This is a genomic window from Alphaproteobacteria bacterium PA2 (genome assembly GCA_002256425.1).
Classification (GTDB): domain Bacteria; phylum Pseudomonadota; class Alphaproteobacteria; order Caulobacterales; family Caulobacteraceae; genus Phenylobacterium.
This window is the reverse complement of sequence record NKIZ01000001.1, coordinates 1,266,135-1,283,646: the sequence shown is the minus strand read 5'-3', so window position 1 is coordinate 1,283,646 and position 17,512 is coordinate 1,266,135. Positions and strand designations below refer to the sequence as shown.

Annotated in this window: 19 protein-coding genes; 11 read left to right on the top strand and 8 right to left on the bottom strand. The window is 64.8% G+C overall.

The window, feature by feature from the left end:
* On the bottom strand, positions 1–717 hold the full coding sequence (locus CFE28_06250) for a TVP38/TMEM64 family protein (protein OYU69633.1): 717 nt from the start codon (positions 715–717) through the stop codon (positions 1–3).
* A 112-nt stretch (positions 718–829) separates the two neighbouring features.
* Between CFE28_06250 and CFE28_06245 the strand changes: the two genes are divergently transcribed.
* The 5 genes from CFE28_06245 to CFE28_06225 all read left to right on the top strand — a co-directional run bounded on the left by CFE28_06245 (position 830) and on the right by CFE28_06225 (position 5,035).
* Positions 830–2,032 (top strand): aspartate aminotransferase, encoded by a 1,203-nt coding sequence (locus CFE28_06245; GenBank protein ID OYU69632.1) that lies wholly within the window; start codon positions 830–832, stop codon positions 2,030–2,032.
* 7 nt (positions 2,033–2,039) lie between these two features.
* The gene (locus CFE28_06240; GenBank protein ID OYU69631.1) at positions 2,040–2,213 is read left to right on the top strand and encodes a DUF4169 domain-containing protein; all 174 of its coding nucleotides are present in this window, start codon (positions 2,040–2,042) and stop codon (positions 2,211–2,213) included.
* A 36-nt stretch (positions 2,214–2,249) separates the two neighbouring features.
* On the top strand, positions 2,250–3,173 hold the full coding sequence (locus tag CFE28_06235) for a DNA-binding transcriptional regulator OxyR (GenBank protein ID OYU69630.1): 924 nt from the start codon (positions 2,250–2,252) through the stop codon (positions 3,171–3,173).
* 93 nt (positions 3,174–3,266) lie between these two features.
* Positions 3,267–4,028 carry a hypothetical protein gene (locus CFE28_06230; protein OYU69629.1) on the top strand — a complete coding sequence of 254 codons (762 nt, stop codon included), beginning with the start codon at positions 3,267–3,269 and terminating at the stop codon, positions 4,026–4,028.
* A gap of 338 nt (positions 4,029–4,366) precedes the next feature.
* A complete protein-coding gene (locus tag CFE28_06225) occupies positions 4,367–5,035 on the top strand; it encodes a hypothetical protein (GenBank protein ID OYU69628.1) in 669 nt (222 codons plus the stop codon).
* A 16-nt stretch (positions 5,036–5,051) separates the two neighbouring features.
* Here the strand turns inward: CFE28_06225 and CFE28_06220 are convergent, their stop codons facing one another.
* From CFE28_06220 to CFE28_06210, 3 genes are all read right to left on the bottom strand, one after another.
* Positions 5,052–5,846: an enoyl-CoA hydratase gene (locus tag CFE28_06220; protein OYU69627.1), complete on the bottom strand. Its 795-nt coding sequence runs from the start codon at positions 5,844–5,846 to the stop codon at positions 5,052–5,054.
* 117 nt (positions 5,847–5,963) lie between these two features.
* Complete coding sequence (locus CFE28_06215) at positions 5,964–6,992, bottom strand: hypothetical protein (GenBank protein ID OYU69626.1); 1,029 nt, start codon at positions 6,990–6,992, stop codon at positions 5,964–5,966.
* Positions 6,993–7,104: 112 nt separating this feature from the next.
* Entirely contained in the window at positions 7,105–7,875 is a 771-nt protein-coding gene (locus tag CFE28_06210) for a ubiquinone biosynthesis protein (GenBank protein OYU69625.1), read from the bottom strand.
* 137 nt (positions 7,876–8,012) lie between these two features.
* Here CFE28_06210 and CFE28_06205 point away from each other — a divergent pair, with 137 nt between their 5' ends.
* The 4 genes from CFE28_06205 to CFE28_06190 all read left to right on the top strand — a co-directional run bounded on the left by CFE28_06205 (position 8,013) and on the right by CFE28_06190 (position 12,506).
* Entirely contained in the window at positions 8,013–8,225 is a 213-nt protein-coding gene (locus CFE28_06205) for an aryl-sulfate sulfotransferase (protein OYU69624.1), read from the top strand.
* Between the two features lie 65 nt (positions 8,226–8,290).
* Complete coding sequence (locus tag CFE28_06200) at positions 8,291–10,624, top strand: DNA helicase II (GenBank protein OYU69623.1); 2,334 nt, start codon at positions 8,291–8,293, stop codon at positions 10,622–10,624.
* 65 nt (positions 10,625–10,689) lie between these two features.
* Positions 10,690–11,592, top strand: coding sequence for an alpha/beta hydrolase (locus tag CFE28_06195; GenBank protein ID OYU69622.1), 903 nt, complete (start codon positions 10,690–10,692; stop codon positions 11,590–11,592).
* Positions 11,593–11,639: 47 nt separating this feature from the next.
* Positions 11,640–12,506, top strand: coding sequence for a 50S ribosomal protein L11 methyltransferase (locus CFE28_06190; protein OYU69621.1), 867 nt, complete (start codon positions 11,640–11,642; stop codon positions 12,504–12,506).
* On the opposite strand, the gene CFE28_06185 is transcribed toward CFE28_06190, so the two are convergent.
* The 3 genes from CFE28_06185 to CFE28_06175 form a co-directional block, all read right to left on the bottom strand.
* The gene (locus CFE28_06185; GenBank protein ID OYU69620.1) at positions 12,503–12,916 is read right to left on the bottom strand and encodes a cyclophilin-like superfamily protein; all 414 of its coding nucleotides are present in this window, start codon (positions 12,914–12,916) and stop codon (positions 12,503–12,505) included. The genes CFE28_06190 and CFE28_06185 overlap by 4 nt on opposite strands.
* A 29-nt stretch (positions 12,917–12,945) precedes the next feature.
* The gene (locus CFE28_06180; GenBank protein OYU69619.1) at positions 12,946–13,290 is read right to left on the bottom strand and encodes a hypothetical protein; all 345 of its coding nucleotides are present in this window, start codon (positions 13,288–13,290) and stop codon (positions 12,946–12,948) included.
* A 72-nt stretch (positions 13,291–13,362) separates the two neighbouring features.
* Positions 13,363–13,929: a GNAT family N-acetyltransferase gene (locus tag CFE28_06175; GenBank protein OYU69618.1), complete on the bottom strand. Its 567-nt coding sequence runs from the start codon at positions 13,927–13,929 to the stop codon at positions 13,363–13,365.
* A 242-nt stretch (positions 13,930–14,171) separates the two neighbouring features.
* On the opposite strand from CFE28_06175, the gene CFE28_06170 reads away from it, so the two are divergent.
* Both CFE28_06170 and CFE28_06165 read left to right on the top strand, forming a co-directional pair.
* Entirely contained in the window at positions 14,172–15,992 is a 1,821-nt protein-coding gene (locus tag CFE28_06170) for an X-Pro aminopeptidase (protein OYU71586.1), read from the top strand.
* The gene (locus CFE28_06165; protein ID OYU69617.1) at positions 15,989–16,825 is read left to right on the top strand and encodes an SAM-dependent methyltransferase; all 837 of its coding nucleotides are present in this window, start codon (positions 15,989–15,991) and stop codon (positions 16,823–16,825) included. The genes CFE28_06170 and CFE28_06165 overlap by 4 nt, the downstream gene beginning before the upstream one ends.
* Here the strand turns inward: CFE28_06165 and CFE28_06160 are convergent.
* Positions 16,811–17,506, bottom strand: coding sequence for an HAD family hydrolase (locus tag CFE28_06160; protein OYU69616.1), 696 nt, complete (start codon positions 17,504–17,506; stop codon positions 16,811–16,813). The two genes, CFE28_06165 and CFE28_06160, sit on opposite strands and share 15 nt — an antisense overlap.
* Positions 17,507–17,512 lie beyond the last annotated feature (6 nt).

The following is a 17,512-nucleotide window of genomic DNA, read 5'->3' as shown; positions in this document are numbered from 1 at the left end:
TCAGGACTCCTTGGGATCGGCCGCCTCCCGGGCGCGCAGCCATTTGCGGGCGAACCAGCCTATGCCGATCCAGACCGCCAGGCCCAGACCCAGGGTGAGTAGGCTCTCAACGCCTCCGCCCTTCAGGGCCCTGACGATGGAATTTCCGGCAAAGGCGGTCAGGGCGATCTTGGGCACAATGCCGAGGGCGGTGCCGGCGGCGAAGTCGACCACCCGCATGGGGGTGACGCCGGCGGCCATGTTGATGACGATAAAGGGCGCCGAGGGCACCAGCCGGACGATCAGACTGGCCAGGAAGCCATTGCGGCCCACCAGATCCATGAACCGGGTCATGCTCTCGCCAGACAGGGTCTTGAGGGGCCGCGCCCCCGCCGCCCGGCCGAGATAGAAGCCCACCAGGGCCGAAACCATGGTGCCGATCCAGCTGTAGGCGAAACCATCCCAGGGGCCGAAGGCCACAACAGCCGCGGCGATCAGCACGAACTGGGGCACGCCCAGGAAGGCCAGACCGGCGAAGGCCCCGACCGCGGCCGGCAGGGCCCAGGGGCCGGTGGCCGAGCCCAGCCAGCGCTCCACCGTCGCCTCGCCATTGAAGCCCAGCACCTGGGCCCCGAACAGGAAGACCATCCCCACGCCGCCGAACAGGACGAAGGATATGGCCAGGCTCCGCCAGGCCTGGCGGTCCATTGTGGTCAGGAAGGTCATCAGCCTGCGCATGGGCCTGCCTCGCCTGTTGAGGGCCTGCGGTCAAGGCGCCCCTATGCCTGAGGCCCGGCTTCAGCTAAACCCCGCGCGTTTCCTTTCACCTCCGACCGGGAGTCCGCCCGTCATGTCACTTGAGTCGTCTACGCTCGCCCGCGTGAAGCCTTCGGCCACCATGGCCACCGATCAGAAGGCCCGTGAACTGAAAGCCCAGGGCAAGGACGTCATCAGCCTGGGCGCCGGTGAGCCCGATTTCGACACCCCGGAGAATATCAAGGAAGCGGCGATCAAGGCCATTCGCGACGGCAAGACCAAGTACACCACGGTGGACGGCATTCCCGAGCTGAAGCAGGCCATTGTCGACAAGTTCGCCCGTGAGAACGGCCTGACCTACAAGACCAGCCAGGTGAACGTGTCCCCCGGCGGCAAGCCGGTGATCTTCAACGCCATGATGGCCACCCTGAACCCCGGCGACGAGGTCGTGGTGCCGACCCCCTATTGGGTCAGCTATCCCGACATGGTCCTGCTGGCCGGTGGCACGCCGGTGTTTGCGCCGACCACCGCCGAAACGGGCTTCAAGCTGCGCCCGGCCGATCTGGAAAGGGCCATTACGCCGAAGACCCGCTGGCTGCTGCTCAACTCGCCGTCCAACCCGTCCGGCGCGGCCTATACCAAGGCCGAGCTGCGGGAACTGGCCGACGTCCTGCTGCGCCATCCCCATGTGTGGATCCTCACCGACGACATGTACGAGCATCTGCTGTTTGACGACATGGAGTTCTGCACCATCGCCCAGGTGGAGCCGGCCCTCTATGACCGCACCCTGACCATGAACGGCGTGTCAAAGGCCTATGCCATGACCGGCTGGCGGATCGGCTATGCGGCGGGCCCAGAACCCCTGATCAAGCTGATGGCCAAGGTCATGAGCCAGTCCACCTCCAACCCCTCGTCCATCTCGCAGTATGCGGCGGTGGAGGCCCTGAACGGCCCGCAGGACTTCATCAAGCCCAACGCCCGCCTGTTCCAGGACCGCCGCGATCTGGTCGTGTCCATGCTGAACCAGGCCACCGGCCTGAAGTGCCCCGTCCCGGAAGGCGCCTTCTATGTCTATCCGAGCTGTGAGGCCCTGATCGGCAAGACCGCCCCGTCCGGCAAGCTGATCGCCTCAGACAAGGACTTCGCCAATGAGCTGCTGGACGCCGAGGGCGTAGCAGTGGTGTTCGGCGAGGCCTTTGGTCTCTCTCCCTTCTTCCGCATCAGCTATGCGACCTCCAACACCGTGCTGGAAGACGCCTGCGGCCGCATCCAGCGGTTCTGCGCTTCGGTGAAGTAGGCAGGCCATGACGGTCATCAACTTCAACCAGGCCAAGAAGGCCAGGGAGGCGGCGAACGCCAAGGCCCTGGCCGCCGCCAACCGCGCCAAGCATGGTCAGACCAAGGGCGAGAAGACCCTGGTCAAGTCCATCGCGCAAAAGGCCCGGGAACTGCTGGACGGCGCCAAGCGGACGGACTGATCTGTCGCGCCTGGCGGGACCCATGGAGCCAAGAGCGTGCCGACACTGCGTCAACTGGAATACCTGGTGGCCCTTGCGGACGCGCGGCACTTCGGCAGGGCGGCGACGGCAGTCCATGCCGCCCAGCCCACCCTCAGCCAGCAGATCAGGACCCTGGAAGCCAGCCTGGGCGTTATTCTGGTGGAACGGGGCGACAATCCGGTTCAGCTGACCCCCATAGGCCGGGAAATCGCCGAGCGGGCCCGGCGGGTCCTTCAGGACATGAATGACCTGCAGGCCCTCGCCCAGCGCAGCGTCAACGCCCTGGCCGGGACCATCAGACTGGGGGTCTCCCCGACCCTTGGGCCCTACCTTTTGCCCGCCGTGGTCGCGATCCTGCACAAGACCTATCCGGACATGCGGCTCTACATCCGTGAAGGCATTCCGGAGGACCTGACCTCCACCCTTCGCCGTGGCGGCCTGGACATGGTGCTGGCCTCGCTTCCCGTGGGTGGCGCCGACCTGGACATCGAGCCCCTGTTCCAGGAACCCCTTCACATGGTCGCCGCGCCCGATAATCCCCTCTTCCGCAAGAGGGTAATCCAGCGAGCGGACCTGGAGGGCGCCCAGGTTCTCAGCCTGGACCCAAGGCATCCCTTCCATCAGCAGACCCGGAGCATCTGCCTGGAGCTGAAGGCCACGGTCATGCGTGAATATGAGGGGACCAGCCTGGACACCCTTCGTCAGATGGCCGGGTCCAATATCGGCCTGGCCCTGCTGCCGGAACTGTATCTGCGGTCCGAGGTGGGCGGGGAGGACATGGTCCGACGACTGGAGATCCAGGATTGGCGGGCAAGCCGGACCATCGCCGCCATCTGGCGTCAGGGCTCGGCCTATGCCCAGTCCTACGGCCTGATCGCCAGGGCGATCGCCGACAAGGCCCATGCGACCCTCTCCACGTCGATAGATAAAACCAATTAAAAGACGATCACACTTTCCATCATATCGATCTTTCAGACCCGCACCTGACCGCCCATCTCGGGTGGGCCGACAAGGCATGACAGGAAAGACCCGATGACGATCACCACACGCCTCAAGACAACTGTAGCGGCCCTCGCCCTCGCATCCATCGCCTCCTCAGCCTTTGCGGCAGAAAAATCAGGCTGGAGCTATGCCGGCCCGACGGGCCCCAACAAGTGGGGCGAACTCTCGGCGGACTATCACCTTTGCAAGGCAGGCCTCCAGCAGTCGCCAATCGACCTGGCTGAGGCCAATGCCCTTGGCGAAATTCCGATCAAGACCAATTACACCTCTGGCCCCCTGACCATTCTGAACAATGGTCACACGGTGCAGGCCAATTTCGCCGAGGGGTCCTCCCTGACCAGCGGCAAGGCGGAATTCAAGCTGCTCCAGGTGCATTTCCACACCCCCTCTGAAGAGGCGGTCGCAGGCAAGCGCTATCCCATGGTCGCCCATCTGGTCCACGCAGACGGGTCAGGCAAGCTGGCGGTTCTGGGCGTCCTGTTCGAAGAGGGCGCCGCCAATCCGGAGCTGACCAAGATCATTGATACGGCCCCGTCCAAGAAGGCGGACCCCAAGCTTGTCAGTTCGGTGACCATTGATCCGGCGGGCCTGCTTCCGGCATCCCGTTCGGTCTACCGGTTCCAGGGTTCCCTGACGACGCCGCCCTGCAGCGAGGGTGTGAACTGGCACGTCATCAAGCAGCCAGCCACGGCCTCCAAAGAGCAGATCGCCGCCCTCCACAAGATCATGGGCGACAATGCCCGGCCCCTGCAGCCCCTGCATGGCCGGCTTGTGGTCGCGCCATCCGAATAGGCGATTGACGGCCCTTGCTACCCCGCAGGGCCAAATCGCTTCCCGGGATGACAAAAGCTCATCCCAAGCGACGGATCATGTCTTACGCCGATTACCGCCCCCCCCCAATCGGCGCATGATCCGGGGACCTTGTCCGGCCTGAACGCCCCCTTCAGGCCGGACAGGATCCTGCCTCCGTTTTCCGACATCGCACCATCTGGAAACCTCGTCAGGGTCTCGGCTACAATGACCCGGCTCTATATCCTGGAGCCGACCGCCGCCGACTCATTGTACGTGCACGGAGCAAGGCAGGCCTGACGGTCTGCAGCTGTTTTCGATGCCAATCCAGGAACTCGCCCATGAAATCCGCCGCCCTGATCGCCCTGGCGCTCACTGTGACCGCCGCTGGCTCGGCTCATGCCACGGATGAGGACTTCAACACCTGGCTGGCGCAGACCGCGTCCATCGGGGTTGGTGAAAAGGGCGTGCTCTGGCTGGAGGCGCAGGAGCGCTTCACCAGTGACTCCTCCAGGCTGGGCCAGTTCCAGCTGCGCCCGATGATCGGCTACAAGTTCACGCCGACCACCACGGCCTATCTGGGCTATGTCTATACCCTCAACGCACCCAAGGGCGCAGCCTCCACCCAAGAGCACAGAGTGTTCCAGCAACTGTCCGTCCGGCTGATGGGCGATGGCAAGGGGCTGACCCTGTCTTCGCGCACCCGGCTTGAGCAAAGGTGGGTGGTGGACCGCGATGGCGTCGGCTGGCGGCTGCGCCAGCAGCTGCGCCTGACGGCGCCGATCAATGACAAGCTCACCGGCGTCGTCTGGACCGAGCCCTTTGTCGGGCTCAACAAGACCAGCTTCCAGCAAAGGGATGTCACCAACTGGCGCAATTTTGTCGGTGTGGCGACGCCCCTGAGCCCGACAGTGACCCTCGAACCCGGATATATAAACCAGGTGGTTGTCCGCCGTGGCGCCAACCGGGTGGATCACATTCTCAGCATGACCCTGAACACCCGCTTCTGATGCGGCGGGGCCGGGCCTAGTCCCCGTTGAAGACCGGCGGTCGCCGCTCGACGAAGGACTGGACGCCCTCCTTGAAATCGTTGGACCGGAACAGGTTCAGCAGGCTCATCAGCACATGGTGCGAATGGCTTTCGAAGTCCTGGGTAAGCCCGTGACGGAACAGTCGCTTCATCTCGGTGACAGCCAGGGGCGCGTTGGCCGCGATCTTTTCGGCCCATGCTGTGACCTCAGCTTCGAATTCGTCCGCAGGGACAGCCTTGTTGGCGAGGCCATAACTGACCGAGGCCTCGGCGTTCAGGGTCTCACCAAGCATGGCCACCTCGCAGGCCTTTGCCCAGCCCAGCAAACGGGGCAGGTACCAGGTGCCGCCGCTTTCGGGGATGACGCCGCGCCTGGTGAAGCCGGGCATGAGGCTGGCGCGGTCTGACATCAGACGGATATCGCAGCCCAGGGCCAGATCCAGCCCATAGCCTGCCGCTACGCCGTTGATGGCGCCGATCACCGGCTTGTCCATGCGCTGCAGGGTGACGGTGCAGATCTCGCGGGTGGAGTGGTGCCGTGCGCCGGCGCTGGCCAGGCCCGAGCCGCCAATCCCCTCCCCGGCAGCCGCCTGCTTGAGGTCCAGCCCGGAACAGAAGCCGCGGCCTGCGCCGGTCAGGACCACCACCCGGACGGAGTCGGTATCGTCAGCCGATTTCAGGGCGTCATTCAGTTCGCCCAGCATCCGGCCGGTAATGGCGTTCATCACTTCGGGGCGGTTGAGGATGATCCAGCGGACAGGACCGCGATCTTCGACGACGACTTCAGACATGACCCTGCTCCTGACCCCAATGGCCGCCGCCTGACGGCTGTTGCGGGTGAGGATAGGAACAAATCCGGCCAGGCGTCAAAGTCAGGCCGTCCATCCGGCTATGGGCCGGGATGACAGCTATTTGGCTGGCTTCCAGACCAGGGCGAAAAAGCCCTTCCAGAGGTCGATATAGTCACGGACCATGTCCGGAACGATCCAGAACCCATGCCGGTAACGGGTATCGACGCCGATCGGCTCGTCGGGATTGTAGTAGTCATCCCAGGTGCCAAAGAGCCGATCCCAGATCGGAACCGTCGAGAAGTGGATGGTCGGGTGGGTCATGTCGAGCTTGTGGTGCATGCGGTGATGCACCGGCGACTGCAGAAGGTATTTTCCGATCCAGCCCCAGTCCGAGTTGATCTTCGAATGGATCAGAAGGCCGGGGAGCTGGGTCAGGACAACCACATAGATCATGACCTCCGGCTGGGCGCCCAGCAGGGCCATGGGCAGGTTCATGAAGAAGATCGGCACGAAATTGGCCGGGTGCTGCCGCCCGCTGGTGAGGATGCAGAAATCCTCCGCCGAGTGGTGATAGCGGTGAATGGGCCAGAGCAGCGCCGAGTGGGACGCCCGGTGGGTCCAGTAGTCGAAGAAGCTGGAAATGAAGAAGAAAATGACCACCTGAATGGGCAGGGGTATCCCGCTGGGGTCGACGGCGAAGCCTGTCTTGTCGGCGATGAGCTGGCGCAACCACATCCAGGAGATCATGGAGGCGCCGAACATCAGTATGCGACCGACAATCGAAAACAGATGCAGCTGGTCAAGGACCAGTACGGCGATGTCGCTCTTCACCGAAGCTGTGGGCGAGAGGAAGATCTGGCGGAAGGAACACGTTTCCCAGCCGACCAGAATGCCCTCGATCAGGAAGGCCAGGGGCAGGAAGGCGACCAGCATGTAGAGATTGTCCAGCAATCTGGTGTGGATGCGATCAATCACCAGCTGATGGGACAGGAAATCCAGGCTCACCCGGTCGGGCAGCAGGGCCGGCAGAAACTTGACGACCAGGGCCACGAAGACCGCATAGGCGCAGCACACAGCCAGCATGCCGAGGCGGAGTTTCGGCCGCAGCGCGGCCTGTGAATCCGCGGTATCAGATGCAATGGTCACGACCAGACTAACCTTCAGCTATGCGCCGGGAAGGCTAGGTTCTTTAGATTAATGAACTGCCAAAACCGGCCGGGCGAAGCCCCGGCCGATACAGCATGATGCCGGCTTCAGATCAGGCCGCCATCTGGGTCGCCGGCAGGACCGTATCGCGGGCTTCGGGCGGAATGGCGTTGTAGAGGGTGGCCGGGGTGATGTTCAGGCGCTTGCGGGCGGCCTCAAGGGGTTCCGCCATCAGACGCTCATAGTCTTCGCCCAGCAGCCAGGCTGCGGCCTTGCCCCGCTGATAGCCCTGCCAGATCGCTTTCGGATAGGGATAGTCGCCCTTGCGGCTGCGCAGGACTGCGCCGACAGCGATCAGGGCCCAACCGAGGCCCTTGGTCTGGGCATAGGAAAACGCCACCAGACAGGCCTCGCCGAGGGCGTCGCGATGATAGCCGCTGAGAACATGCCAGAGATCATGGACATCGCGGTTGCGACGACCAAACCAGGCATAGGGATGCTTGACCTCGATGTCGTCGCCCGTGGTGCGGCTGACTTCGGCGAGACCCTCGGCCGAGAGGTTTTCCGACCTGATGAAGTCACGATAGGCTGCACCGACCGACCCGGGTGCGAAGCTGTCCAGCCAGGCGTCATCCATAAGTCTGGGCGCCAACTCTCTTGCCTCATAAGCCATGCGGCCGCCGTCCGGGACGGTCAGAAGACGGTCATAGCCCTTCTTGATGGTGTCGCCATTCAGGGCGCGCATGATTTCAAAAACGGCAGTTGTGTCTTCCTTGTCGGCCAGAAGGCGACGAAGGGCGGCCAGGGCCTTGCCCCATTCAAGCCGTGGCGCAAGGCTGGCTTTGGGTTTCGAAGGATTGAGACTGACAATGTCGGCGGTCATTGGGGGGAGGACCTTGAAAAGCTGACTTGATCGAAAGATGACGACAGCGTCACTTTTATGCAAGTGAAATTGCCTTAACGTTAACTCGGTAAAATTGGGCTTGCCTTCTTCTCGCAATTAGGGCGTGTGCACTTGTGATGCCCAGACTTCGTAAAAGATCGATTCTCCTCGCTGGCCACGCGACCTCCATGGCCCTGGAACCTGAGTTCTGGGCCGTGCTTGAGGACATGGCGAAATCCGAAGGCCTCAGCATGGCCGGACTGATCGCAAAGGTCGATCAGGGCCGGGGCGAAAGCCCGCTGGCGTCAGCCTGTCGGGTCACCGCCCTGGCTTACGCCGGACAGCGCTGAGGGCCTGAAGCCCTTTCGGCATCGCCCCCCTTAAGCAGGGCGGGGTTTGTGCTACATATGTTCCCATGTCCGCGCCTGAATCACCCCTGCCCTCACCCCGCATCAGCGACCTCGCGCGCGTTCGGGGGCCGGACTATCTTGAGGGCCTGAACCCGGAACAGCGCGCCGCCGTCGAGGCGACCGAGGGTCCGGTGCTCGTCCTGGCGGGCGCCGGAACCGGCAAGACCCGGGTCCTGACCACCCGGCTGGCCCACATACTCTCGACCGGCAAGGCCAAGCCCTGGGAACTGCTGGTGGTGACCTTCACCAACAAGGCCGCACGGGAAATGCGCGAGCGCATCACCCACATCATCGGCCCGGAGGCCGAGGGGCTCAGGTGGCTGGGCACATTCCACTCCGTCGCCGCCCAGATCCTGCGCAGGCATTCCGAGCTGGTTGGGCTGAAGTCGAACTACACCATCCTCGACACCGATGATCAGGAACGCCTGCTCAAGCAAGTGATGGAGGCCGAGGGCGTTGATCACAAGCGCTGGACGCCCAAGACCCTTGCCGGCCTGATCGACCACTGGAAGAACCGGGGCTGGACGCCGGACAAGCTGCCCCCGGCCGAGGGCGCCCAGTTCGCCAACAACAAGGGCCAGACCCTCTATCGCCTGTATCAGGAGCGCCTGCGGGTGCTGAACGCCTGCGACTTCGGCGACCTGCTGCTGCACAACCTGACCATATTCATGACCAAGCCGGACGTGCTGGCCGAGTTCCACCGGCGGTTCCGCTACATTCTGGTGGACGAATACCAGGACACCAATGTCGCCCAGTATCTGTGGCTGCGCCTGCTGGGCCAGGCCAGCCAGAATGTCTGCTGCGTGGGCGATGACGACCAGTCGATCTATGGCTGGCGGGGCGCCGAAGTGGACAACATCCTGCGGTTCGAGCGGGACTTCCCGGGCGCCACCGTGATCCGCCTTGAGCGGAACTATCGTTCAACCAGCCACATCCTCGCGGCGGCGTCAGGCCTGATCAGCGCCAACAAGGGCCGGCTGGGCAAGACCCTGTGGACCGAACAGAATGGCGGCGAGAAGGTCATTGTCCGCGGCGTCTGGGACGGCGAGGCCGAGAGCCGGCTGATCGCCGACGAGATCGAGCGGGCCCGCAAGGGAACCACCGAGAAAGACCCGCGCAAGTACCGCGACGTGGCAATCCTGGTCCGGGCCTCCTTCCAGATGCGGGCCTTTGAAGAGCGGTTCGTCCTGCTGTCCATTCCCTACACCGTGGTCGGCGGACCGCGGTTTTTCGAGCGGGCGGAAATCCGTGACGCCCACGCCTATCTGCGCCTGATCCAGTCACCGGACGACGACCTGGCCTTCGAGCGGATCATCAACACCCCCAAGCGCGGGATCGGCGAGTCCTCGGTGCAGAAACTTTTGCAGATCGCACGGCTGGGCGGAGTGTCGGTGATGACAGCTGCGCGGGACGCCGCCGCAACGGACGAACTCCCCGCCAGGACCAGGACGTCGCTTTCCAACTTCATCCGCGACCTGGACCGCTGGCGGGCCCAGGCCCAGACCGTGGCCCATGCCCGGCTGATGGAGCAGGTGCTGGAGGAGAGCGGCTATACCGACGCCCTGCGTCTGGACAAGACGCCCACCGCCCAGACCCGGCTGGAAAACCTGAAGGAGCTGGTCCAGTCCATGGGCGCCTTCGACACCCTGCAGGCCTATCTTGAGCACGTCTCCCTGGTCATGGACATGGACCGCGGCCCCCAGGCCGACGCCGTGCAGATCATGACCCTGCACTCGGCCAAGGGCCTGGAATTCCCCCTGGTCTTCCTGCCCGGCTGGGAAGAAGGGGTCTTCCCCTCCCAGCGCAGCATGGACGAAAGCGGCGAGAAGGGTCTCGAGGAAGAGCGACGCCTGGCCTATGTGGGCATTACCCGGGCCCGGGAAGAGGCGCGGATCTCCTTCGTCGCCAATCGTCAGGTCTATGGACGGTGGACCAGCCAGCTGCCCAGCCGGTTCGTGGATGAACTGCCCCTGGCCAATGTCGAGGCCAGCTCCGAGACCGGCTATTACGGTGGCGGCCCCGGTATGCAGCAGCACGGAAGCCGCTGGGACGAGAGCCCCAGCTTCGGCTCGGGGTATGACTCCCCCGGCTGGCGGCGGGCCCAGGCCAAGGACTATCGCGGCAGCCACCCTGGTCGGCAGACCGTCATCGAGGGCGAAGGTCGCCTGATCGCCACTTCTGACACGGCCCATGTCAGCGCCTATGCCCGGGGCGACCGGGTCTTCCACCAGAAGTTCGGCTACGGCGCGGTCAAGGCGGTGGAGGGCAACAAGCTCACCGTCGCCTTCGACAAGGCGGGCGAGAAGAAGGTCATAGACAGCTTCCTGGAAAAGGCCTGAGGCCTGCTTGCTCCGGAGGGAGCGGCGCCGCAAAGTGCGGAAAATCCCCCGCTCAGGAAGACCTCATGCCCCAGATCACCGCCAACGGCATTCCGCTGGAATACGACATCCATGGTCCGGAGACCGGCGAGCCCATCCTGCTGATCATGGGCCTGGGCGCCCAGATGACCGCCTGGCCCATGGATTTCGTCCAGGACCTGACGGCCCGGGGTTACCGGGTGGCGCGCTACGACAATCGCGATGTGGGCCTGTCGCACAAGTTCGAGGAGCACGGCGCTCCGGACATGACCGAGGTTTTCAAGGCCCTGATGTCCGGCCAGAAGCCTGCCGTGCCCTACTTCCTTTCCGATATGGCGAAGGACGCTGCGGGCATGGTCGACGCCCTGGGCTGGGACAAGGCGCACATTGTCGGGGCCTCCATGGGTGGCATGATCGCCCAGATGCTGGCGGCCGAGCATCCGCACAAGGTCCTGTCCCTGACCTCCATCATGTCCACTACCGGCAACCCCGCCCTGCCCCCGGCAAAGCCTGAAGCCATGGCCCGACTGACCGACCGCGGGCCTGATCCACGCCAGGATCTTGAGGCCTTTATTGAACACGGCGTCGCCGGTGCGAAGGTCATGGCTGGGGCCGACAACCCCATTGACGAGGACGCCCAGCGCAAGATCATCCGCGACAACTTCGAGCGGTCCTTCTATCCGGTTGGCTTCCTGCGCCAGTACGCGGCGATTGTCGGCAGCGGCGACCGCCGGACGGCGATAGCCACCATCAAGGCGCCCACCGTGGTCATCCATGGCGCCGACGATCCCCTGGTTCCGGTCGAAGGCGGACATGACACCGCCGCCGTGGTGCCGGGCGCTGAAATGCACGTCCTGCCGGGCATGGGACACAACCTGCCCAAGGGCCTGATCCCGAAGATCGGCGACCTGATCGAGCGGGCTGTCGCAAGGGCAAAAGCCGCAGCCTGACGAAAACCCCTTCGCCTTTCGCCCCTCCTGCAACTACAGGAGGGGGCATGAGTGATGACGCCTATCAGATTGTCTCCCGGGGCCCGCGCGCCGTGGCCGAAGCCGCCGCCGTGGCCATTGACGCCGATCCAGCCCTGGAAGCGGCCACCTATTCCATCCTCGAGGAAGACGAGGACAGGGATGTCTGGCGGATCGACGCCTTCCCAACGACGCCGGAAGAGGTGGAGGGCCTGAGCGCCCTGCTGGCGAAATTCCCGCCCATGAAGACCGTGGTGGACAAGCTGGCCGACGCCGACTGGCTGGCCATGGCCCTGTCAGGTTTGCCGCCCGTGCGCGCCGGCCGGTTCTTCGTTTTCGGCGCCCATGACGGCGGCAAGGCGCCGCTCAACACTGTGAACCTGCGGATCGAGGCGGGCGCGGCGTTTGGCACCGGTCACCACGGCACGACGGTGGGCTGCCTCCAGGCCTATCATGACCTGCTCAAGGCCAGGCGCTTTGGCCGGGTTCTGGATGTGGGCGCGGGCACCGGCGTCCTGGCTATCGCCGCCGCGCGAACCGGGACCCCGATTGCGGTCGGAACCGATATAGACGCGCCCTCTGTGAGGATCGCCGGCGAGAACGCCCAGTTGAACAAGGCCAGGGCCAAGTTCCTGCTGGCTTCGGGGCTTGGCCACGTCAGCGTCCGGGCCCAGGCGCCCTATGATCTGGTCTTCGCCAACATCCTGGCCCCGCCCCTTGTGGCCCTGAGCCAGGACATCAAGATGGCCCTGAAGCCCGGCGGTCTGGCCATTCTGTCTGGCCTGCTGCGGTCGCAGGAACGCCGGGTGCTGGGTGCCTATCGGTCCAAGGGCTTCACCCTGGTCCGTCGCATCCACCGAGACGCCTGGGCGACCCTGGTGATCCGACGGGCCTAGATCGCCGACAGTCGAAGAGGCTGCGCTCCCTGCCAGAGGGTCATTCGGCCAAGCTCGTGCAGCTGTTCCATTCCAGAGGTCAAAGTCAGGAAGGGCGTGCCCGCCAACTGACCAGCCTTGCTGGCGAACCGGACGGGGCCATAGGCCAACAGGAGCTCGGTCTCGCTGATCCCGCCCGGATAGAGCAGCATCTGGCCTGGCGCCGGATAGCTGGTGGCGTTCTCCGGCTCGACCCCGAAATCCAGATCCCCCAGCGGCGCCCAGACCGCCTCCCCGCTCCAGCGCACGTGGACCAGTCTGGTTTCGAAGGGCAGCCGGTCGAGGATGGCGGCGCAGGTTTTTGGCGCGATTTCAGTTTCCAGCCGGCCGGTGAAGTCAAATGGACCGGCGGCGAGACGCAAATGGGGCATGGATGATCCTTGGGAAACCAATTCCCAGTCTAGCCTATGACCGACCCGGCCCCCAAGACCCCGCGCCAGTGGGCCAGGCGTTCCTTCAGCAAACGATCAAGGATGTAGGGGCTGACGTCCTTGACCTCGAGCACCTCGAGCTCGGAACAGGCAAAGCCCGCCTCGCCGTGGGTGGCCCAGTCGGCCTGCATGGCCTTGTTGCGATGGCCGCCGATCCGCAGCTGGAAGAAGACAGAGTTCTGGGCCGAGTCCAGATTGCGGCTGATCCCCACCCAGCAGGCGCCAGAAGCCGCGCAGTCCACCCGGAAGATTCCCGGCCGGGTCTTGCGCTCCTTGTAGGCTTCGGTGATTTCGCGCTTGCGCTGCTTTTCCATGATCCTGATCCGAACTGACGGAGGCGGCTTGTACGCCCTTTCCTGCCCCCGTCAATTTATATCCGGATGAAATTATGATTGGGCGGCGCGCCACTCATCCGCCAGAAGGCCATAGGCATAGGTGTCGCGCCAGGCGCCCTTGACCTGTTTGTCCCGCCGGAAGTGACCCTCCCGGCGCATGCCAAGCTTGCGCATGACTCCCCAGGAGCCACGGTTGCGGACATCGCAGGTGGCGACAATGCGGTGCAGGCCCAGGGTTTCGAAGCCCATCTGGATCAGCGCCCGGGCTGCCTCAAAGGTCAGGCCCTGACGCCAGAAGTCCCGATGCAGGCTGTAGCCGATCTCGGCTGTGCGGTTTTCAGTGTCCACCTCCCACAGGCGGATGGCGCCGATAACCCTGTCCCCGGACTTCGTCGCCATGGCAAGGCTGACATCGGTTCGTGGCCAACGGGTCTGGCTCTCAAAGCTCTTGCCCAGGAAGAACCTGGTCTCTTCCTCCGTATTCGGTCCCCAGACCATGTAGCGGGAGACTGCTGGAATGCTGGCATAGGCATGCACATCCGCCTCATCCCCCAGGCGGAATTCCCGCAGGCGTAATCGTTCGGTCTCAATGGGAAACCAGGGTTTGGGGTCAGTCATGGAAGCTCTCCGATTTCTGGGATTTCGGACGGGCTTCTTCAGCGATCCCGTCCGGTTGGGCGGGATCTGATCGTCTGGCTGGGGCCTTAAGGCGCGCGCCGACGAACGATCCCGGTGGGACCGTTGGAATTGGAGCAGGCGCGGGCGGCGATCGCGATCATGGGGGAAAACTGCCTGAAAATCGGCGATCCGGCAAGACCGCCCCCTTTGCGGCCCACCGCCGAAGGTCTTAGATGTCCGCCATGCATCAGACCTTTTCAGAATCCACAGATCCGACCTTTGGCCCCCGGCACGTGCCCCTGATCCGTCAGGCCATGGCCAGCCAGGGCCTCGACGGCTTCCTCGTCCCCCATGAGGACGAGCACCAGAATGAATACCTGCCGCAGGCCAATGACCGGCTGGCCTGGGCCACGGGCTTTACCGGATCGGCCGGCGCCGCCGTCATCCTGAAGGACAGGGCCGCCGTCTTCGTTGATGGCCGCTACACCCTGCAGGTCCGCGACCAGGTGGATCAGTCGGTCTTCGAAATCCGCGACCTCGTGGAGGGCGGGGTGCCGCTCTACATCGAGACCGCCGTAAAGGCAGGACAGGTCGTGGGTTATGATCCCCGCCTGCACAGCCCCGACGCCCTGGGCCACCTCCGAAACGCCGCCGCCAGGTCCGGCGCTGTCCTGAAGCCTGTGGAGATCAGCCCCCTGGATCAGGCCTGGGGCGCGGCCCGCCCTGCCCAGCCCATGGCGCCTGTGGTTCCCCAGCCCCTGGACTATTCCGGCGAGGACTCAGCCGACAAGCGGGCCCGGGTGGGCGCGGCCCTTGCCAAGCTCGGCGCCGACGCCGCCGTCATCACCGCCCCGGCCTCCATCGCCTGGCTGTTCAACATCCGTGGCGGCGATGTGATCCGCTCACCCCTGCCCATCAGCCAGGCCGTGCTGAACAAGGACGGGACGGCGCGCCTATTCATGGAGCCTGCCAAGGTGACCGAGGCCCTGCCCGCCTGGCTGGGCAATCAGGTCTCCCTGGAGACCCCAGCTGATCTCGATCCCGCCCTGGCGGCCCTGAAGGGCAAGCGGGTTCTGGTGGATCCAGCCCTGTCTTCCGCATGGTATTTCGAGGCCTTGAGCGCCGCCGGCGCCCAGGTGGTGCGGGGCGATGATCCCTGCGCCCTGCCCCGGGCCTGCAAGAACGCCGTGGAGATCGCCGGAACCACCGAGGCCCACATCCGCGACGGGGTGGCACTGGCCAAATTCCTGCACTGGATCGACACCGAGGCCCAGACGACCTTCCCCGATGAGATCGAGGTGGTCACCCGTCTGGAGGCCTTCCGGGCCGAGAGCGGCGCCATGAAGGACCTTTCCTTCGACACCATTGCCGGCGCCCTCTCCAACGCCGCCCTGCCCCACTACCGGCCCACAGAACGCCTGAACAAGAAGACTACGCCAGGCTCCCTCCTGCTGGTGGACTCCGGCGCCCAGTATCTGGACGGCACCACGGACGTCACCCGCACCATGGCCATGGGAACCCCCAGCCGGGAAATGTGCGAGCGGTTCACCCTGGTGCTGAAGGGGCACCTGGCCCTTGCGGCCGTCAGGTTCCCGCCTGGCACCACGGGCTCGGCCCTGGACGCCCTGGCCCGGACAGCGCTCTGGGCTCAGGGTTTTGACTATGACCATGGCACCGGCCACGGGGTCGGGGTCTATCTGGGTGTCCATGAAGGCCCGCACCGGATCGCCAAGGCGCCCAATCTGGTGGCCCTGCGCCCCGGCATGATCGTCTCCAACGAGCCGGGCTATTACAAGGAAGGCGCCTACGGCATCCGGATCGAGAACCTGGAATATGTGACCGAGCCCCAGGAAATCCCGGGCGGCGAGCGGAAGATGCTGGGCTTCAGGGCCCTGACCCTGGCCCCCATCGACCGGCGCCTGATCGCCGTTGACCTGCTGAGGCAAGACGAGCGGGACCAGCTGGACGCCTATCACGCCCGGGTGGTGGCAGAAGTCGGTCCGCGCCTTGAACCCGACCTGCGCGCCTGGCTGGAGGGGGCCTGCGCCCCGATCGCGCCATGACGCAAGCCAACGCCGATCAGATCGCCTACTGGAACGCCGGCGCCGGGGAAACCTGGGCCGCCATGCAGGCGCGCCTGGACCAGCAATTGGAGCCCCTCGGCCTGAGGGCCATAGAGGCCCTGGCGCCAAAGCCAGGGGAACGACTCCTGGATATCGGCTGCGGCGCCGGGCAATCCACCCTGGCCCTGGCTGCGGCGGTAGGATCATCAGGATTGGCGCAAGGGCTCGACATTTCCCGCCCCCTGCTGACTGTCGCCGAAGGCCGCGCCAAAGCGGCGGGACTGGATCAGGCCCGGTTCATGGAGGCTGACGCCCAGACCTGCCCCTTCGAGCCCGGATCCTTCGACGGCGTCTTCTCGCGCTTTGGCGTCATGTTCTTCGCAGACCCCACAGCGGCATTTGTGAATATCCGCAAGGCCCTGAAACCCGGCGGCCGGCTGGCCTTTGTCTGCTGGCGCAGTCCGGCGGAAAACGTCTTCATGTCCCTGCCCGCCCAGGCGGTGGCTCACCTCCTGCCGCCGGGTCCGCCGCCGGTCCCCCATGCGCCGGGGCCCTTCGCCTTTGCGGACGGCGACCGGCTGAAGGGCATTCTCGAGGCCGCTGGCTTCTCGGCTGTCACCCTGACGCCCCACGATCAGAAGATCGGCAGCGGCGATCTGGAACAGACCCTGGCCACATCCCTGAAGGTGGGTCCCCTTGGCGCCGTGCTGCGGGAAAATCCTGACAAGCGCGATGCGGTCATTGAGGCCGTCCGCGCCGCCCTGGCTCCCCATGAGGGCCCGGACGGGGTCAAGCTGCCCTCAGCCACCTGGATTGTCTCAGCCCAGGCTTGAGACCCAGGCCGGCAGTTCAGAGATCGAACCCAGTTCCCGGAACCGGGGATGGTCCATGGGCAGGTCCACCAGCTCGTGCTCCCAGGTCAGGACATAGGGTACATGGGCGGCCCAGGCCCCGGCTTCCAGGGCCGGCAGGATGTCCGAGCGCGGAGAGTTTCCACACATGACAGCCTGGTCGGCGCCTGTGCCATGCCGCTCGAAGACCCGACGATAGGTGTCGGTGTCCTTTTCGCTGACAATCTCGACGGCGGCGAACAGGTCGCCAAGGCCCGAGGCCGCCAGCTTCTGCTCCTGGTGCAGCAGGTCACCCTTGGTGATCAGGACCAGGCGGTACCGATTGGAAAGCTCGGCCAGGGCCAGATCCACCCCTGGCAGGGGCTCCACCGGCTCATTCAGCATTTCCCGACCCGCCGCTAGGATCTCCCGGATGACCGAGGCAGGCGCCTCTCCATGGCACAGCTCCATGGCCGTTTCGATCATGGAGAGGGTGAAGCCCTTCACCCCATAGCCGTAGAGCCTCAGGTTGCGGCGCTCGACCTCTGACAGTCGGGCCTTGGCCGTTTCCGGATCCGTGACATCGGCCAGAAGTCCGCAGAACCTGTCATGGGTCAGACGGAATATGGTCTCGTTGTGCCAAAGGGTGTCATCGGCGTCGAGGCCGACCGTGGTGATGAGCATGGGCCA